The 16429-nt window shown below is 42.9% G+C and carries 13 protein-coding genes; all 13 read right to left on the bottom strand.

Translation table 11 applies throughout. The features are described from left to right. Positions 1 to 9 precede the first annotated feature (9 nt). From tssG to tssK, 13 genes are read right to left on the bottom strand one after another with little or no spacing between them, the layout of a single operon-like run. Positions 10 to 975: a type VI secretion system baseplate subunit TssG gene (tssG, locus tag LIX84_RS04515; RefSeq protein ID WP_114322985.1), complete on the bottom strand. Its 966-nt coding sequence runs from the start codon at positions 973 to 975 to the stop codon at positions 10 to 12. Then, complete coding sequence (gene tssF / locus LIX84_RS04520) at positions 972 to 2795, bottom strand: type VI secretion system baseplate subunit TssF (protein WP_085343745.1); 1824 nt, start codon at positions 2793 to 2795, stop codon at positions 972 to 974. Before tssF ends, tssG begins: the two co-directional genes overlap by 4 nt. Beyond that, positions 2792 to 3256 carry a type VI secretion system baseplate subunit TssE gene (gene tssE, locus LIX84_RS04525; protein ID WP_012842186.1) on the bottom strand — a complete coding sequence of 155 codons (465 nt, stop codon included), beginning with the start codon at positions 3254 to 3256 and terminating at the stop codon, positions 2792 to 2794. The genes tssF and tssE overlap by 4 nt, the downstream gene beginning before the upstream one ends. Before the next feature lie 7 nt (positions 3257 to 3263). Beyond that, positions 3264 to 4058 carry a type VI secretion system accessory protein TagJ gene (locus LIX84_RS04530; protein ID WP_074189670.1) on the bottom strand — a complete coding sequence of 265 codons (795 nt, stop codon included), beginning with the start codon at positions 4056 to 4058 and terminating at the stop codon, positions 3264 to 3266. A 10-nt stretch (positions 4059 to 4068) separates the two neighbouring features. Continuing rightward, positions 4069 to 5580 (bottom strand): type VI secretion system contractile sheath large subunit, encoded by a 1512-nt coding sequence (gene tssC, locus LIX84_RS04535; RefSeq protein WP_046875358.1) that lies wholly within the window; start codon positions 5578 to 5580, stop codon positions 4069 to 4071. A gap of 52 nt (positions 5581 to 5632) precedes the next feature. After that, on the bottom strand, positions 5633 to 7126 hold the full coding sequence (gene tssC / locus LIX84_RS04540) for a type VI secretion system contractile sheath large subunit (RefSeq protein WP_005396386.1): 1494 nt from the start codon (positions 7124 to 7126) through the stop codon (positions 5633 to 5635). Beyond that, positions 7126 to 7656 (bottom strand): type VI secretion system contractile sheath small subunit, encoded by a 531-nt coding sequence (tssB, locus tag LIX84_RS04545; RefSeq protein ID WP_005396385.1) that lies wholly within the window; start codon positions 7654 to 7656, stop codon positions 7126 to 7128. Before tssB ends, tssC (LIX84_RS04540) begins: the two co-directional genes overlap by 1 nt. Before the next feature lie 15 nt (positions 7657 to 7671). Then, entirely contained in the window at positions 7672 to 8790 is a 1119-nt protein-coding gene (gene tssA / locus LIX84_RS04550) for a type VI secretion system protein TssA (protein WP_226420747.1), read from the bottom strand. Continuing rightward, positions 8783 to 9577, bottom strand: a complete 795-nt coding sequence (locus tag LIX84_RS04555) for a PP2C family protein-serine/threonine phosphatase (RefSeq protein WP_005398381.1) — start codon at positions 9575 to 9577, stop codon at positions 8783 to 8785. Before LIX84_RS04555 ends, tssA begins: the two co-directional genes overlap by 8 nt. Positions 9578 to 9586: 9 nt before the next feature. Beyond that, a complete protein-coding gene (gene tagF, locus LIX84_RS04560; protein ID WP_226420748.1) occupies positions 9587 to 10282 on the bottom strand; it encodes a type VI secretion system-associated protein TagF in 696 nt (231 codons plus the stop codon). Continuing rightward, positions 10264 to 13782, bottom strand: coding sequence for a type VI secretion system membrane subunit TssM (gene tssM / locus LIX84_RS04565; protein WP_226420749.1), 3519 nt, complete (start codon positions 13780 to 13782; stop codon positions 10264 to 10266). Before tssM ends, tagF begins: the two co-directional genes overlap by 19 nt. A 16-nt stretch (positions 13783 to 13798) precedes the next feature. After that, positions 13799 to 15091 (bottom strand): type VI secretion system protein TssL, long form, encoded by a 1293-nt coding sequence (gene tssL, locus LIX84_RS04570; RefSeq protein WP_046875354.1) that lies wholly within the window; start codon positions 15089 to 15091, stop codon positions 13799 to 13801. Between the two features lie 11 nt (positions 15092 to 15102). Further along, on the bottom strand, positions 15103 to 16428 hold the full coding sequence (gene tssK / locus LIX84_RS04575; RefSeq protein ID WP_226420750.1) for a type VI secretion system baseplate subunit TssK: 1326 nt from the start codon (positions 16426 to 16428) through the stop codon (positions 15103 to 15105). Position 16429: the final 1 nt, after the last annotated feature.

A 16429-nucleotide genomic window follows, 5' to 3' on the forward strand; every position in this document is an offset into this window, starting at 1 on the left:
ATGTTTCCTTTAAATAGTAATTGTTATGGTTCGATCTTTTGTGCGTTTATGTTTTTTAAGTACAGAACCAACACCTAACTGACCATGTTTTTTTGATAAACAAACTTGAGGTAATAAACTATGTTTGGTGGTGAGCTGCCATTTCACTTGCTTATGCTTACCAATAAATTCATAAGCCGCACGTTTAATAATTTCTACATTTGGATGGTTAGGCAGTAATTTACTAACCAGATCTTTGTGCTTTGGCAGAAACTCGATCGTTGTTCCTGCGTTTATATTCCAAGCTTTCGAGCCTAAGGATGCTCCGGAACCAAGTTGAGCAAACTGCCCTTCAGGCATAGTTCGAGATGAAAGACGTGTTTGCTCTTCTTTTGCAAGATGTAGCCACTGCCCTTGAAACTCATGAATCTTTACTTGGCATCCAGATAAACATTCAAGAACACTTTTTAGTCCAGCTTTGCTTCTCGTCGGTGAAGCAAAAACACCACCATAATGCAGGGACAACGAACTACCCTGGCCAGTTAATGCCGACTTACAATCTTCTAAAGGTGAACGTAATCCCTGTGCATGAGCACGAGACTGAACGGTCAATTGACTCAGTTGCCAGCATCGATAGTAAAGAGACAGTAAACGATGGTTAAAAATATCGTAGAAGTCCACCATTGCCGTATCGCCTTCTTTTTGACGATGCAAAGCTAACTCGCTGTAGTGCTGAGGAAGCACCCCCTGCTCACCCGTTAGGCCTATTAAATTGGTTTCAAGTGCTAGCTTGTGGCTATCAATATGTTTTAGATCGCAAAGCTGCGCATTTTCAAAACCTAACGATGGATTGACCTTTAAGTTTAGTTTTTCATGCTTCGGTAGAGCATCTGTCCCTATTTGTGCCTCGGCTTGCAAGATCTCGTGTTCGATAAGGTGAATTGCTTCAAACAACGGATGTTGCTTTAGATCTCGATAAAATTGCTCCGCGCTCATAGCAACACCTTATCGCCAGTTAATGCAGGCCATAAGTGGAAGGGCTTTCCCGTTGACTTAAGTCTTATTTCTAGCTGCGTAAAAATGTTAATTTCAGCATATTGTGCAAAGTAAACGGATAGCACACTACCTAGGAGGAAGATTTGCTCTTTAGGTAAAATTTGATCAGAAACCGTCAAAATGATTTTTATACCGTGCGCAAAACCAACTTTACCTTTCTGACTGACTCTACCTGTAGTCGGCTCGAACTCTAGCTTCGCTAAAGCATCAATTACCGCTTTCGTTTCTGCGGTCCCAGAAAACGCGTAGAGATTCAGAGTTTGCTTCAAAGTTGTTAATCCATCTTCTTCGGTAAAGTGGTTTAAAGTTAGAAGCTTAGTTAGCTGCCATCGTGTACTTTCATCCATTTCTGGCCGGAGGGTTTCTGATATAGAAACTAAACAACGAACTGACTCGAAGTTGTCATTTACTTCCGGCAAAGAGACTTTTGGAAGACCGCCTCCAAATGGAAGCTTCTGCGCTAAATTACGATTGCAGCACTCCGCTTCAACGTACATTAACCAGTTTTCTCGGCTCTCTGGACTGAACAATTGATGCCTTTTATCAACAAAAGAAATGTAAGTTTCCCTGCCCGGCTCATCGTATCCACCAGCCCAGTTTTTATCCTCACGTCTCATCAACCAATAAATTTCACTGGCGTTCATATAATGCGTGTGCTCACCAGCGTGATAACATGGCAGGTTGTGATACGTTTTGTTCCAGTTTCTCAATGTTACGTCAGAAATAGAGACAACCTCGTTACTCTCGGCTTCCTGGTATTGCGGTGATAAGTGGTAATCGTACTCGGTTGGTAGAATACGCTTGGGCTCCATAACACTTTTAAATAAGTTGACGACTGGCACACAACCAACCATCAAGCTCTCTTCATCCACTTGCTTAGGAAGCCAATCATCATTGGTATCAAAGTAAAAATACAGTTCAGCTTGCTCTCCAAGAGCTAGCTCTGATAATCCAAGTTCAGTGATATCAAAGAACATGAACTTCTCAGGAAAGTGCAGATACTCAACAAGTAATCTTGCTCCCGAAAAGCTTCTCTTACTGTATGGAACAACCTTCTCATCTTCTGAAAATCCCACTTCAATAAGATGCCTTTTCGTTAAAGCACGAACTTCTTTGCCACCCGCAACGACAGATAAACCAATTAGATTTTGAAATAGCATTTGGTAAAGTTTAAACGTCAACTGAGATTGCCCGTTTAAATAAAAGCGCAACCGTTCTAATCCCATGTCACTCAGAGATGTCTCTTCATCTTGGGCGGTGAGCTGGATTTTCAAAACTGAATGAGCATGGCTTTCCCATTGGGAGCCCACCGATTTAAGCGGTGCGTTTTTGAAAGCGCCAGAGGTCACATCAACAGGGTACATTCTGACCGGATAACAGGTTCTAAACTCGCATTCGTGGTATCCAGGAGCACCGATAACGACTCGCTCACCTTCTTCTACGTCAAAAAAAGAGGAAGTGGAGCTAGAGCAGTTCATCTTAATGACGGACATTGATGGAATTGGTGCGTGAAAATCCGGATATAACTGCCCCATCAAAGATTCAGTGAACTGAGGATAACTATTGTCTAAACTTTGTCTAATCCTTGCCGTTAGAAATGCACAGCCTTCTAGCAATCTTTCTACATGTGGATCGTCAACCTGCTCCTCACTGATACGGAGCCTCGCGGCGATCTTAGGATACTGCTCCCCAAACTCTTGTCCTTTGTGACGTAAATAAGCTAACTCGCGATTATAGTATTTGAGAAACTCTTCACTCATTTCGCTCTACTCAGTTTCATACCTAAATTTACCGGCTCTACTTCAGAATTGAATCGCACTTCATGAATGCTGTTATCAATTAAGCAAGTGGCGCTGATTTGTAACCTCAACACCCTATCAATAGCGTTTTTCTCGTCCGAAATCTGGACATAAGGATTCCTTAACCTCGGCTCGAACTCTTTAATTGCATCATGAACAATGTCACAGAGCTGATTCTGCCCCTCTTGGCTGCTATAAGGCATCGAGGAAAAATCTGGCAGACCATAATTCAATATTGAATAGCGAACCTCTAAAAGGTCATCAGGAATGTTTTTCCATCCGATACGACTATTTAACATAGACTCCAGATCTCTAAGCAAGCTGTTCAACATCTGTTGTTGGCTCGTAGGGAAATCTTTTTCATCTCTAGTTGAAGGATCACTATCCATCAATTTGTCCAGCAGAGAAACGGTTAAAGACATGTTCTTGTTACGCTATTTGTTTCGATTCTAACAATGTAGTCAAGTCACAGATTGGGAGGGCTGAATCACCAACTAGCCAACATTTTTGGCCTAAACCCACGAAGGATTCTTGCTCACCAAGCTGTTTCCAATCTGTTTCTCGACCTAGCTTTTGTGCGTCAGTTTCTGAGTCAACATAGGTCAATGGCATATGGCCTTCTCCTTCGCCAAGTCCGTCAATATCAAACTCTACAGGTCGCCAAATACTTTCTAATAAAGAGGTAGGTGCTTTTATTTCTAGCGCTTGAATGCTAGAAATTGGAACAAGAAAATAGTTACCCGCGGTGGAAAACAGTTCAATGTAACCACCTAAACGATCATCAATATCCCTAGCATCTTCATAGTTTGTACCGTTTATGTTAAAGCCTTTAATAGTACGATGCTCTTCAATGCTATGCGCTAGGTGTGACGCTTCTGCATAGTCTTGATTTTTGAGAGCGAGGTTAAAGCGAACAAGCTCTTTAGTGAATTCCTCGTCACCTAATACCTTGGCACTAGCCGCACCGTCGATAAAATCTTTTCTAGCCTGGGCCGCTTTCACTAAATGTCGCAACTGACTTGCACCAGGTAGATACTCAGGAAACAATTTGATCGATTGCATAAGTTGCTCATCCGCACGCTCGAAGTCTCCATCAATGCAAAGCAGCTCAATGAACGAGCTTCTCAAGCTTGCATCTTTAGGCGCCGCTTTAATTTCATCAATTAATAGTTCTAGAGCTTGTTGCAATTGGCCTTGGGACAAAGCATTTTTCCATTGGGTCATTGTTATTTCCTTACACCAAGTGCTCTGGTGATAATTCAGTAATTAATTTAATGCTAGATACCATTTGATCGAGCTGGAAGTGCGGTCGCAAATGGATGACAGAGTAATAGTGTCCTGGAGTTTCTCTTTTCTCTCGAACCGTAATTTTCGCTTCATTTAAGGGGTACTTCGCCCTAAGTTCATCAGATGCTTCATCCGACGCGGTAGTGTACTGATGCAACCATCGTTGAAAGTCCCGCTCTAGGCTTTCTGCATCTTGATACCCACCAATCTTGTCACGCCCCATAACCTTGAGATAATGTGCGACTCGCGACACACACAACGTGTATTGCAACATCGACGTGAGCTTTGCATTCGTTGAAATGTGTTTTTCTGCATATTGCTTAGGCTTGTAGAGAGATACATTCGAGGTCATTCCTACCATATCGGTTTCAGGTACAGGAGAAATAGAAATGAAACCGCATTCAGACAACTCTTGTTCTTTTCTCTCAGAGATCTTTAAGTTTAAAGGGCATCTTTCACGGTCATTCTTGCCATTAACGCGCATTTTGTTCCTAGTAGGAGCGACGATAATACCCTGACTATAATCCCCTTGCTTAATGCCTCGCATGTGCGTAAACCACCCATGCTCCTGAAACGCTCTAATTGATACGGCTGCAAAACAATACGCACTACTCCCCCATAGCAAATCGCGATTAGAGTCGTAGACATGCTCTTGAAAGTCGAACTGATCGTTGCGTGAACCATCACTTTTATATGGCTGACGGAATAAAACATTCGGCGCAGTCAGACCAATAAATTTGGTATCATCGTTGTCTCTCAAACTGCGCCATTTTGCGTAATCTGCCTGTTCAAATTGGGCCGCAATATCTCTTATCGCAGAGAGCTGTGAAAAACTGTCAACACCAAACATCTCCGGCGATGCTGACATAATGAACGGGCTGAATGCTGCCGCTGCAGACTGAGAGATCTTGCTTAGCACAGACAGATCTCTATCAAAATAATTTTTACTCGCATCACAACGAAGTTGATAATCGCCAACTACCACGCCAAAGGGTTCTCCCCCGGCCATGCCATATTCATTTTGATAGAGCAGCTTAAATAGTGCTGATTGGTCAAACTCGATGGCTTTTAGTGCATCTTTACTGACTTCATTCCATGTTGCCGCCAACACCTTGACTTTGACGGAGTCTGATGAGCGAGTGTCGACCTGTTCGCATAAATACCTCACGCCGATCCAACCTCTTTCGAGTTGTTGAAACTCAGGATGATGTATTATTTCGTTTAATTGAGATTCTAATAGCTCATCAATTCGGTTTATCGTGTTCATCACACTATGACGAAAACTGTCCAAATCTCTTGAACGCGTACCTTCTAGCCAAATTCGAGCTGCCTCTACAAGATCAGAAGATTCATTGAATCGAGTCAACCACGGGCTATCAAGCTCAGCATAGCCCCCTGTGCTGAATTCATGCTTTAGCTTACTGGGATCGCGAAAGTTAAGTGACACTGCTATTTCCATCTAGAACATAACGATTTGGTATGGCTGGCCTTACGACCAGCCAATTCATTTCTTATCCACCCGACTGAGGGATCTTTGCAACAAGTCGCAAAGATGTCGTCAATTCTTCCATTTGCAGCCAAGGCTTAAGCCATGCTACAGCATTGTAAGAACCTGGTGCGCCAGGGATTTCCTTAACCTGGACACGAGCATCTGCTAGAGGGTATTTCGCTCGGATCTCTTGACCACCACCCTCAGAAGCATTTACATAGCCTAGAATCCAGCGGTTCAACCAAGACTCAACGTCTTCTGCTTCCATAAAGCTACCGATTTTATCTCGAGCCATTACCTTCAAATAATGCGCAAAACGAGATGTCGCCATCATGTAAGGTAGACGTGCTGAAATCGCCGCATTAGCCGTTGCTTCCGGAGATTCGTGGTTCGCCGGTTTTTGACAGGTTTGCGCACCGAAGAACACCGCATAGTTGGTGTTTTTGTAGTGACAAAGCGGCAAGAAACCAAGTTTACCCAGCTCTGCCTCACGTCGGTCGGTAATACCAATCTCTGTTGGACACTTCATATCAGGATCGCCATCATCACTCATGAAGAAATGTGTTGGCAAATTATCCACTCGACCACCACCTTCTGCACCACGGATAGCTGTACAGAATCCATATTTTGAGAAGGCGTCTGTTAACTTAACACCAAGAACATACGAAGAGTTCATCCAACAGTAGTCATTATGCTCAGCATTGACAGCAATACCTGACACTGGATCTACTTCGAACTCTTCAAATCCAAATTCCTCAACTGGAGCAGTGGCTTGTCCGTATGGCAAACGAGCCAGAACTTTCGGCATAGTCAGGCTAACAAAACGTGAATCAGCACTCTCACGGAACGAACGCCATTGAGCGTATTCTAGCGACTCAAAGACCTTGTCTAGATCGCGTGGTTTTGACAGTTCAGTCCACTCATCAAAACCAAATAGTGCTGGTGAGGCCGCGGACAAGAATGGGGAGAAGCCTGAAGCGGCTACATTTGACATTAGGCGCAGCGACTCAATATCCTCTGGGTGGTTGGTAAACTCATAGTCACCAATTAATGCACCATAAGGTTCACCACCTGCACTGCCAAACTCAGACTCGTAAACTTTCTTAAAGATCTGGCTTTGGTCAAATTCAACCGCTTTACTCAAGTCTTTATGTAACTCTTTCTTAGTCATACTCATCATGCGAATTTTCAGAGTAGAGCTCGTCTCTGAGTTCATCACTAGATAATTTAAACCACGCCAAGAACCTTCAAGTTTCTGTAATTCAGGATGATGCATTACTTCAGACAACTGATCAGAAATCTGTTTATCAAGTAAATTAATCGCTTCACGAAAAGTTACCGTTAGGTTTTTGTTCCAAGTAACCGTCCCTTTCATCGCTTCTTCAGTGAGCGTTTTAATTAGCTCTTCAGCACGAGAGGCTTCTGTCTGCTTAGTTGCACCAATAGCTTGATCTAAAAATGAAGTTGTTTGTTCATTAACAGTTGGATCTAACTGCTTTTCAGCTTCAGTCGTCATTATTCCGCTCCTTCAGTACTGTCTGACTTCGCTTTCTTGCCAAGATCTAACTCGCCCGCAAGTTTTGCCAGATTGTCTGTGTTGTTCAAAACATCCTCTAAGATGTTTTCAAGCTCTTCAGAACGGTCAACTTTTGTCATCAAATCACGCAGTTTATTACGCGTTTCCATCAGTTGGCGCAGTGGATCAACTTGATTTACGATCGCAGCGGGCTCAAAGTCTTGCATTGATTTAAAGTTCAAATCCACCTCAAACTGTGAATCGTCGTTCGCAAGCTTGTTCGCAACTTTGAACTTAACCGATGGGTTCATCTTTTTGAGCACATCATCGAAGTTGTCTCGATCGATCTGAATAAAACGGCGGTCTTTCAAAGGCTTCAACGCTTCAGTGTTTTGACCAGCGAAGTCACCCATTACACCTACAACAAAAGGTAGCTCTTTCTTAAGAGTTGTACCTTCAGTTTCAACATCATAGGTAATGTGGACACGAGGCTTCCGTACTCGTGACAGTTTCGAGTGGATACTCGTCATACCATTCTCCCTTTATTAATTTTCATTTTGTTCTGCTATGCCAACCAAACGGAAGTAGCTTTTCTTTGCATCTCCGTCGGAGATAAGTTCCGCCAGTAACTCCGGCAGAGGCATTCCACACCAACGAATGATCTGTTCGATGGAGTAAGAAACTGGTGAGTGAGGCTCACTCTCTCTGAAGAAATCAGCCACTTGCTGCAATTGTCTAATCGCCTGCTCTCGTGATTTCATGTTTGTCGCTAATAGTGCATCAGAACTTTGTGAACTCACTTGTTGTTCCGAAGAAGAAGATTCATCCACCTCCTCCAGTTCTTCAAACACAGCTTGTGGTTGATTAAAACGCTCTCCAAGGAGATGCTTTAATGCCGAGTGTATTGATTCAAGCCTTTTTGATATATAAGAGCTAGGAGTAACATCACCTACCGCTTCATCTAATCGCTGACTGAATTCATTAAATGACTCTGTGGCGAACTCCAGATCAGCGATTAGCTCACGATAAAAGGAATCAGAGGTAGATTTAACTGTAGTTGTAATATCAGATAGCTCTATAGCGCCAAGATCGACTCGATTTCGGCGCTTATCTTCATCTAAACGCTCCAACTCAATAGCTTGCTGATATTCCCAGTAGGCATACGCTTGATCAACGCCTACGTCAGTAAGCGGGATACAAGCAATAGGGAAAATAAGTGTTCCTTCGCTATCGATACCATTGAGGCCAGTAATCGCCGATATTCTTGTTTCAATGCCATCCTCATCAGGCATTGGATAGAGATCATCCCAAAACTTCTCGATGAACTCAGTAGCGAGTTTGTACCCAACGCCCATACCGCGAAAACCATACAATCGAGTTAGAGCCTCTATAAGCCAAGCAACAAACTCAAAATCTTTAGATTGATTCGTAAGTATCTCTGGTACTTCTTCTATAAATACCCGCCATAAGTTACTGTGGGTATAAATACTTTCTTCTTCTATAAGTGCATTGCGCTCTGCATTTCGCGCAGCCATACGCTGATCTTTTAATCGGTAATAAGCAGACTGTGGCGATACATCTTCTCTAGGGTCAACACCTGTGGGATTCTCTTGAGATATCGGAGTCAACGCTTGTTCATACCAATCGAACATCTCACTATTCATAAGACCTCCCTCTAAGAAAAACGGGGATCGTCGCGTCTTCTCTCGTTACTGCTTCAAATTCCGTCTGCGCTTGGCGAACTTTGACTAACGCACAAGTAACGTTATCACTTGCACCTCTCACTAACGCCGAATGCATGAGTGCTAATCCTGCTTGATTTACTGAGTCCGCATACAATGTCCGGTGAATTTCATCACTCGTTAATTCTTTAGAAAGCCCATCACTACACAGAAGAAATTGATCTCCATCAGCCAACTGCCCTGAAACTTGATCGATAGTGATACTCTCATCTACCCCAACAGCTCTGGTAATAACATTTGCGAGAGGATGTGACTCAGCATCTTCAAATGCCAATAACCCTTGATCGACTAAATCCATAACTTGACTATGATCGCGTGTTTTTTGAGAAAAATGACCATTTCTAAGCTGGTAAATTCGGCTATCACCGACCCAAAGACAGTGGTAATACCCGTCCTGGATAAACAACAAAACGAGAGTTGTTCCCATCGTTTTACCGTCTAAGTGATTTTGTGCGTATTGATAAATTTCTAAATTCGCGGCTTGAACCACACTCCGGATATCATCGATATTGGTATTTGGGACATCCTGCATATGGCGCGCGATTCTATCCACTAGCATCTGGCTTGCTATGTCGCCAGCACTATGCCCACCCATTCCATCGGCTACAACCCAAATATGCTGCTCTGTCATATCTAAAAGAGCATCCTCGTTATAAGGGCGTACTTTTCCTGCGTGCGATTTAGCAAAGGTAAAATAGTTCCAATTCATTCTTCTATCCTACCAATTCCACTTTTTCCAACCGCCATCAAGCATGGCAGAAAATTGACCAATAGAAGGGAACCCGCTGGTCATAAACATACATGGTTCAACTAGAGTCGAGCCTTCAGTCCACCAAAAGCATGGTTTACTCAATTTTTCTTTAATGAGGTAATTCAAAAGTGCGCTTTGATCTGCTCCACCTTGATCATGAAAAATCGTAGATATTTGGCTTTGATAAAGAAACTTAAGAGGCCGCACTTCACTTTTTACATTCGCCACTAAATCGTTTTTTTCTTGCATGCTCTTATGCCAAACATCAAATACAAAGTCGTCCTCAAGTACTGCTAGGGCAAGAGATGCACTGTCCGCGGTCCAAGCTTTGTTCCCCCAATATTGCGCAGCTTCACCTTTTACAGCACGAGCTATAGTAAAGAAAAAGTATCTACCGCATGCATCTACACTAGGAATCATGCTACCAATGTATGTTGAGTCTTCTAAGTAACTAACATCCAGAGCAAAATGCCACACAGGCGCGGTTAAAAAGTGCTCATTCCAACTTTCACCCAATTGTTCTCTGCTGACTGCAATAACAGCCTGCAGCCAGTCATGCCAGCGCTCTGAAAAGTCTTGTGATAAGCCATCCTTCACAAAGTCGCCTTTTGCAGGCATTTTACCGATATAACCCCAGGCTGATGTTACAAGGTTCGTGGACATCTGAACCTCTCCATTTCATTTGACCAAAACGGATTAATGGCACTAGACGGAATAAGCTCTAGTTGCACCTTATTTCCCTTTAAATCAATCATAACTATGTTGTCTTTACGCGATTCTGGTCTTGCTTTAAGTGATTGATCTAGCAGTTTGAATATGCCCCACTCACCTTCATAAGTATGGGCAATCTCACGTTTAGATTCTGGTGGTGTGAACACTATTCGAGTCTGGTCTTGACCCGCAGGCCAGCTCAAGGATTTAGCTCGTGCTGGTCCATGCTTATAAACCAAATCTTGCTTACCTAACTCTAGAACAAACCGAGTAATGTGCTGATCCAGATACACTGGTTTCATACCGAACTCTACGCGCAATGAATTATCAGATTCAAAGAAAGACTGCCTGATACGCTTCGCTCTTTGAAAGACCATCAGCGTTTCTGGACGAACTCCAATTTCCTTTTCTAATCGCCAACGACTTTTCGACGTATCGACAAACGGTTCAAGATACTCTTGGAAGAATGAGTCAAGCGTACCTCCATAACCAAAGAAACGTTTGAAGTCCTTCAGCCTTACTTCTCTGCTCGCATTTGGCTCGAATGGGTATCTACCCGCAATCGTCCGCTGATAAGGGCGCACCACTTGCGTTACCCAAAGCTGATTTAGATGATCTTTCGACCCGCTCTCCGCAAACTTAACTGACTCTTGAGAAAGTTCACCTAGCCATTGATTAAATGGCCTAGGCAAAAGTTCTTTAGCGCGAGCAAAGGAAGCAGCCACATCTTGTGTAACGGTCCCATCTAAAATACTTTTGTAAGCAATTTTCTGATTATTACCCGAGCTTGATAAGTCGCTTAAGTACGAGCGCAAGTTAACCATAGCTTGTTGAATATCATCAAAGTCTTGTTCGCCGAGACGTAAGATCTCCGAAAAATGAGATTCGACTTCTTTACCTGGCAGTGCAACATTGAAACCATTTTCTTCAGGCAAGTACATGTCTAGTCTATCTGCCGTATTCGAAAATTTAACTTTGGCAACCTTACCAGCAACTTCAGAAGCGGCCTTCTGATTTTCTGACAATGATACTTTCGACAAACCAACTTCTTTTTGGATTGCCCTCAACAACGATTCGATTGGTCTTTCAACTCCAGATAGAACTCTAGCTTGTTCTGTTGCAAGCTCTAGGCTCGGAGCCTGCTTAAGTTGAATATCTTCGATCAGAGTTTTCCATTCATTCACATAATCTTGATAGTATCGAGATTGGACTCCTTGAATAGCGCTATCTTGATCAATTTCATGAGCCTTAAGATCGTCACCATAAACCCAGTTCTCTTCCATTAGGCTTTTTACTGTACGGTTGATCTGAATCTGAAAAATGCTATGAAAGCCATTGTACGTATAAAAGCCCGAAATGCCTTGTGATAACGGCTTTCCACTCGCTCGTTCAAACTGCTCAAGCCCTTTAGGCCCCAAGACATCAGTCAAACGAAATGAAGGAACATGACTCTTCGAAAATTGTATCTTCATTCGCTGGTAAGCACGTTCTGGTAGAGACATTTGTGTCAAAACCTCGCGAGCATTAGTCACGGCAGCAGTATTATAAGAAAAGCCTTGTCCATTATTCTCTAATAAATTTTGAGTGTGCTGTAACAGACCTTTTCTTAAGTCTATATTTAGTTCACCCGGATATTGACGTTCAAAATAGAAGTTAAACCAAGCCAACACTTCATCTTGTTGGTATTTGTCTGGATTAAATAACATCAAATAAGTTTTCAACGTTTCATACAAATACTCTCGATGCTGTTGATTACTTTCCATTTCCGTTACCAAGCTATCAAGAAGCAAGGGAGCGTAATATTGGGTCAACGCATCAGAATATGCATTGTTTGCCGCCTGTGAGACTTTATCTCCTTGATAGAGACCAAACCTTTTTACGGAATCAGCATCGCCGTAGTTGCTTTGTTTTCCTAGAGGAAGCGTCATCAATCGGTCTAATGTCTCTACGGCTGAGATAATATCCGCCTCAAAATCTAGGCTCTCAGCACCAATCATTGCTTCAATATGGCCGGCTTGCTCATTGGTATCGACAATCAACTGAGAATTCCACTTGTAGCTCATAAGCCAAAGTGCAGACGCACCTAGCAGTAGAGAAGCACAGCCAATGTAAACACCTCGGCGCATCCACCCTGACTGCTTTTGATAGTGACGATTAACCGTTCCTAACAGTTGTTCCTTGAAAATAACCTTATCAAACAAGTTCTTCACGAAATAACTATGAGACCCTGTGTGGCTCTTTGCTAGAGCGAGGCGATTTAGTCCAAGTCCATTGGTCGATTCATTCATTAACTTATCGACTGGTAAGCCTTCTTGGACCGAGCTCAACATAAACACACCACGAATCAAGGCTGGCTCTTCAAAACTATTTTGTGCAAATATTTCCGCTAAAAATTCATCAAGATTAGCTTGCAATACCCTTAGCTGTTTAGGAAATTCAAAAATAAGTGCTCGCTTCTCTAAATCATCTTCAGTTTCAAGGATTCTCAGCATTCGAGCATCAAGACGCTCCAACATGCCATGAAATTCTTTATTGAATAAAGAAATAACCCCTCTTTCATCAGCCACTTCACGCGGAAACATGAAACCGAACAATTCCTCACGCTCTTCCTTACTTAGATCAGAGAAGAACTCATTGAAACCCGCAACTAAATCCATTTTGGTCAGTAGTACGTAAATAGGAAATTGCATCCCTAACTGATTCTTCAGTTCTTGAAGGCGCGACTTGATAGCTCGGGCATGAAGGCTTCGCTCGGTTCTTGTCTGCGACATCACACTGGCTAAACTGATCGTGACAATTGCACCATTAATTGGCCTTTGCGTTCTATATTTTTTCAACAACCCTAAGAAGCCGTGCCATGCTTTAGAGTCGACTTTTTCTTGACTGTCTTGTGTCGTGTATCGACCGGCCGTATCAATCAGAACGGCTTTATTTGCAAACCACCAATCACAATGACGAGTTCCACCAACACCAGCAATAGAGTCAGAACCAAGGCTATCCGCTAACGGAAACTCCAGCCCTGACTGCTTTAGCACTGTTGTTTTCCCTGTCCCTGGAGGGCCGATCAACACATACCAAGGCAAGTCATATAAGCTTCGCTTTCCTTTATGTGTTTTCGTTACTACTTTGACAGCTTGCTCAATACGCTCGCGCATTAAGTCAATTTCACTCGCCGCTTCTTTATCTGACTGACTATCAACCTCAAGTAACGTTTGAATACTTTCATCTTCTTTAACTTTTTGCTTGTGCTGCTTAGTCACGTTGAATAAAGCCCAGACAAACACTAGCACCAAAATCGTGACGAGTCGTTGGAAGTCGCTCTTTAGTGGCTCATATCCCGCTATCGTGATAAGTGGACCAACAACCCAAATAAAAATTGAACAAGCAGCGACACCGATAAGACCGAGAAACCACCTTTGAGTAGATATTCTGCCAATTTCTTTAATACGCATCTCTATCTACCTGTTATTAATTCGCGACAAGGAGGTCGATTTCAATTCGACGGTTAATAGCTCGGTTTTCGTCACTATTGTTTTCAACCAATGGTCTTGCATCACCCAGCCCTTCTGGTATGACTCGACCTTCTAGTGCGCTATTCGAGATAAGTTGTTCAGACATAGCAGTAGCTCGAGCTAATGATAGATGCCAGTTCGAAGGATATTTACTCGTGAAAATTGGCCTATCATCGGTATGACCTGTAACAATGATCTTGCCTTGGGTCGACTCCAGCGTTCTAGCGAGTTTAGAAATTACGGGTTGGATATACGCGACAACATCAGCACTACCTGATTCAAATAGATCTTGCGACTTTAACGAAATTCTTACCCTATCTTGCAACGGCTCGACGTTGATTAGCCCCTTCCCGATCTCAGTTGCCAGATACATAGAGATCCTTTCTGCAATTGGCGCTGATTTTGATTCTGACGTTGTATCTTGGTTAAGCTGTTGCGGTTGAACCAAATTTACTAATTGAGAAAAGGTGCGGTTGGAAGCCTTGTTTAGCTCATAGCTAAAATACATAAATATACAAACCAATAATGCAGCCGTTACGGAGCACACAACCCAGAGAGGAGCTCTGTCGGAAGCCTTAGAGCCATTTAAAATGTGTTGTTCGATACTATTGCTTAGCTCTTGAGGTATCCCTCTTCCGTAAGACTTAAGAATAGCGATAATCTGCCTTCTCAGTTTTCGGTGAGACTCCAGTCCGTTTTTTTCCAAACGATATTGGCCGAGAAACCCAAGCGATAGGCACACGTACATCAATTCAAGCAAATCTAAATTTGTATCTGGTTGCGCCATGCACTTATCAAGGTACTTAAAGAACGCTTCCCCACCCTGGCTGCTGGCATAGAAAGAACTAAGCAATGAGTCATGGCTCCAAAATGAATGCCCCCCCCAATTAGTATTGAGCACCGCTTCATCTAACGAGCAACACAAACAGTAACGAGCCGTATCAATAGTGTCCAAATCAACGTCGTGGTGACGTAGTCGGTTCTCATAATCTCTAAGTTTTTGTGCCAACGTCTCTTTTAGAAACAACGGGTCAGAATGAGTCGCTGTCGCTCGAATTTGACCAATAATGGATAAAAGACCATTCGCTTCTGCCAATAAAGGGTTGTTCCCATAAGCGACCACTGAATCGTTATTCACCAATTCAGGACTTTTTGAGATAACTACCGTATTATCTGCTGACTTTTCTGATTGTGGTTTCGGTGCGGGCGCTCTTCCACCCGGTGTTGGTTTTACGATCGTTTGTTCCATACTGAGCACACCTATTGACTAATACTCCACAGCTCAAGGTCAGCATTCGGAAAATGCCCCGATAAATGCAGCGCAATACCACCACTGTCTTTCAGCCTCATCCAAAACGGGCCTTTCTTGACTACTTCGAAGTAGACATAACCCGTTTGGTAAGGGATCTGCCTCGGTACTACACTCAATGGCGCTACGTTTATGCCATTAATCTGATTGTTGATCAGATCACGAATCTGCTCCGCTGGTCCAAACTTGAGCTGCGCCGGGACTAAACGTCTGATTTCATCTGTTGTCGTATCAGCTTTGACCGCAAGCACAAACTGGCATGATTCAAGTAAACGCTTATCTGGAAGTGGCGTCACTTGAATTCCATATTGTCGTGGCTCCAAAGGAAGTTTGCTTGCTGTTTGATCAAGGACAACGCTCAGATATTGACTCAGAACTTGATTCAATTCGCTATAAACACTTGATACATCTAAGTGATCGTATGGAAGTAAGCTTGGCATCCTCTTGGTTTTGTCAGAAAACGTAGCTAATTCACCAATATAACCTTTCAGGGTCGTAGCTAATTCCAATGGATGTAGCCTGTCTAGGTCACTAAAGTGCTTTAACATCGCCTCATACCTGTTCAACATTTGTAGCATGATGAAATCAACAGCAGATGCAGATGCGGCTTTGCCCTTAATCAACCGCTGCGCAATAACGTCGGCACGCATCTTTGTCATCGCAATAACGTTACGCAAGTAAGCCGACATAACTTTGTCGCTAAGTAAATTGATAAGCGGTGGAACATACGAATCGTCTAGTATTACTTCGCCTTCTGCCGTTACCTCTTTTATTTTCAAAATCGGTAACTCAACATAACCCGCTAATTTGTCATTGCTGGCTTTCAGTTCCAGGTTTAGGGCTGCGACTTGAATCGTTTCTTCATCCTGCCCAGTGAGATTATCTATAACGTCAACGTCTTTAAGTACATAACGAGAAACGATCGCCTCACTTACATCAGAAACATTTTTACCTTTGACATTTGAAAGGGGAAGAGTGATTTTTACTAACGTATTTTCTACGTCTTTATCAATAAATAAAGGCACAACCGAATCGCTGGCTGTTAAGGTATTAACCAGAGTCATATCTGGCAAAACTGCCTCAAAGTGATCTAATTCAATCAGACCATCTTTTAATGCATGTTCTTTTACTCGACATTTCCAAACCCCCCAATTATAAGCCCCACCAAACTGATGTAAGCCTTTGAATTCTTGAGAGGTTGCGCGTTCATGTTGTTGAAAGTGCTGGGGACGTAAAAACATCCCTTCGCACCAAGCCGTCTTGGAGTATTGCGTCATT

The sequence above is a fragment of the Vibrio sp. E14 genome, from assembly GCF_020515785.1.
In the GTDB taxonomy this organism is placed as follows: Bacteria; Pseudomonadota; Gammaproteobacteria; order Enterobacterales; family Vibrionaceae; genus Vibrio; species Vibrio diabolicus.

Bases quoted from the DNA above. Each gene is read 5' to 3' on its own strand.
- tssG (WP_114322985.1), bottom strand. From the start codon at position 975: ATGAGCGCGGAGCAATTTTATCGAGATCTAAAGCAACATCCGTTGTTT.
- tssF (WP_085343745.1), bottom strand. From the start codon at position 2,795: ATGAGTGAAGAGTTTCTCAAATACTATAATCGCGAGTTAGCTTATTTA.
- tssE (WP_012842186.1), bottom strand. From the start codon at position 3,256: ATGTCTTTAACCGTTTCTCTGCTGGACAAATTGATGGATAGTGATCCT.
- LIX84_RS04530 (WP_074189670.1), bottom strand. From the start codon at position 4,058: ATGACCCAATGGAAAAATGCTTTGTCCCAAGGCCAATTGCAACAAGCT.
- tssC (WP_046875358.1), bottom strand. From the start codon at position 5,580: ATGGAAATAGCAGTGTCACTTAACTTTCGCGATCCCAGTAAGCTAAAG.
- tssC (WP_005396386.1), bottom strand. From the start codon at position 7,126: ATGACGACTGAAGCTGAAAAGCAGTTAGATCCAACTGTTAATGAACAA.
- tssB (WP_005396385.1), bottom strand. From the start codon at position 7,656: ATGACGAGTATCCACTCGAAACTGTCACGAGTACGGAAGCCTCGTGTC.
- tssA (WP_226420747.1), bottom strand. From the start codon at position 8,790: ATGAATAGTGAGATGTTCGATTGGTATGAACAAGCGTTGACTCCGATA.
- LIX84_RS04555 (WP_005398381.1), bottom strand. From the start codon at position 9,577: ATGAATTGGAACTATTTTACCTTTGCTAAATCGCACGCAGGAAAAGTA.
- tagF (WP_226420748.1), bottom strand. From the start codon at position 10,282: ATGTCCACGAACCTTGTAACATCAGCCTGGGGTTATATCGGTAAAATG.
- tssM (WP_226420749.1), bottom strand. From the start codon at position 13,782: ATGCGTATTAAAGAAATTGGCAGAATATCTACTCAAAGGTGGTTTCTC.
- tssL (WP_046875354.1), bottom strand. From the start codon at position 15,091: ATGGAACAAACGATCGTAAAACCAACACCGGGTGGAAGAGCGCCCGCA.
- tssK (WP_226420750.1), bottom strand. From the start codon at position 16,428: ATGACGCAATACTCCAAGACGGCTTGGTGCGAAGGGATGTTTTTACGT.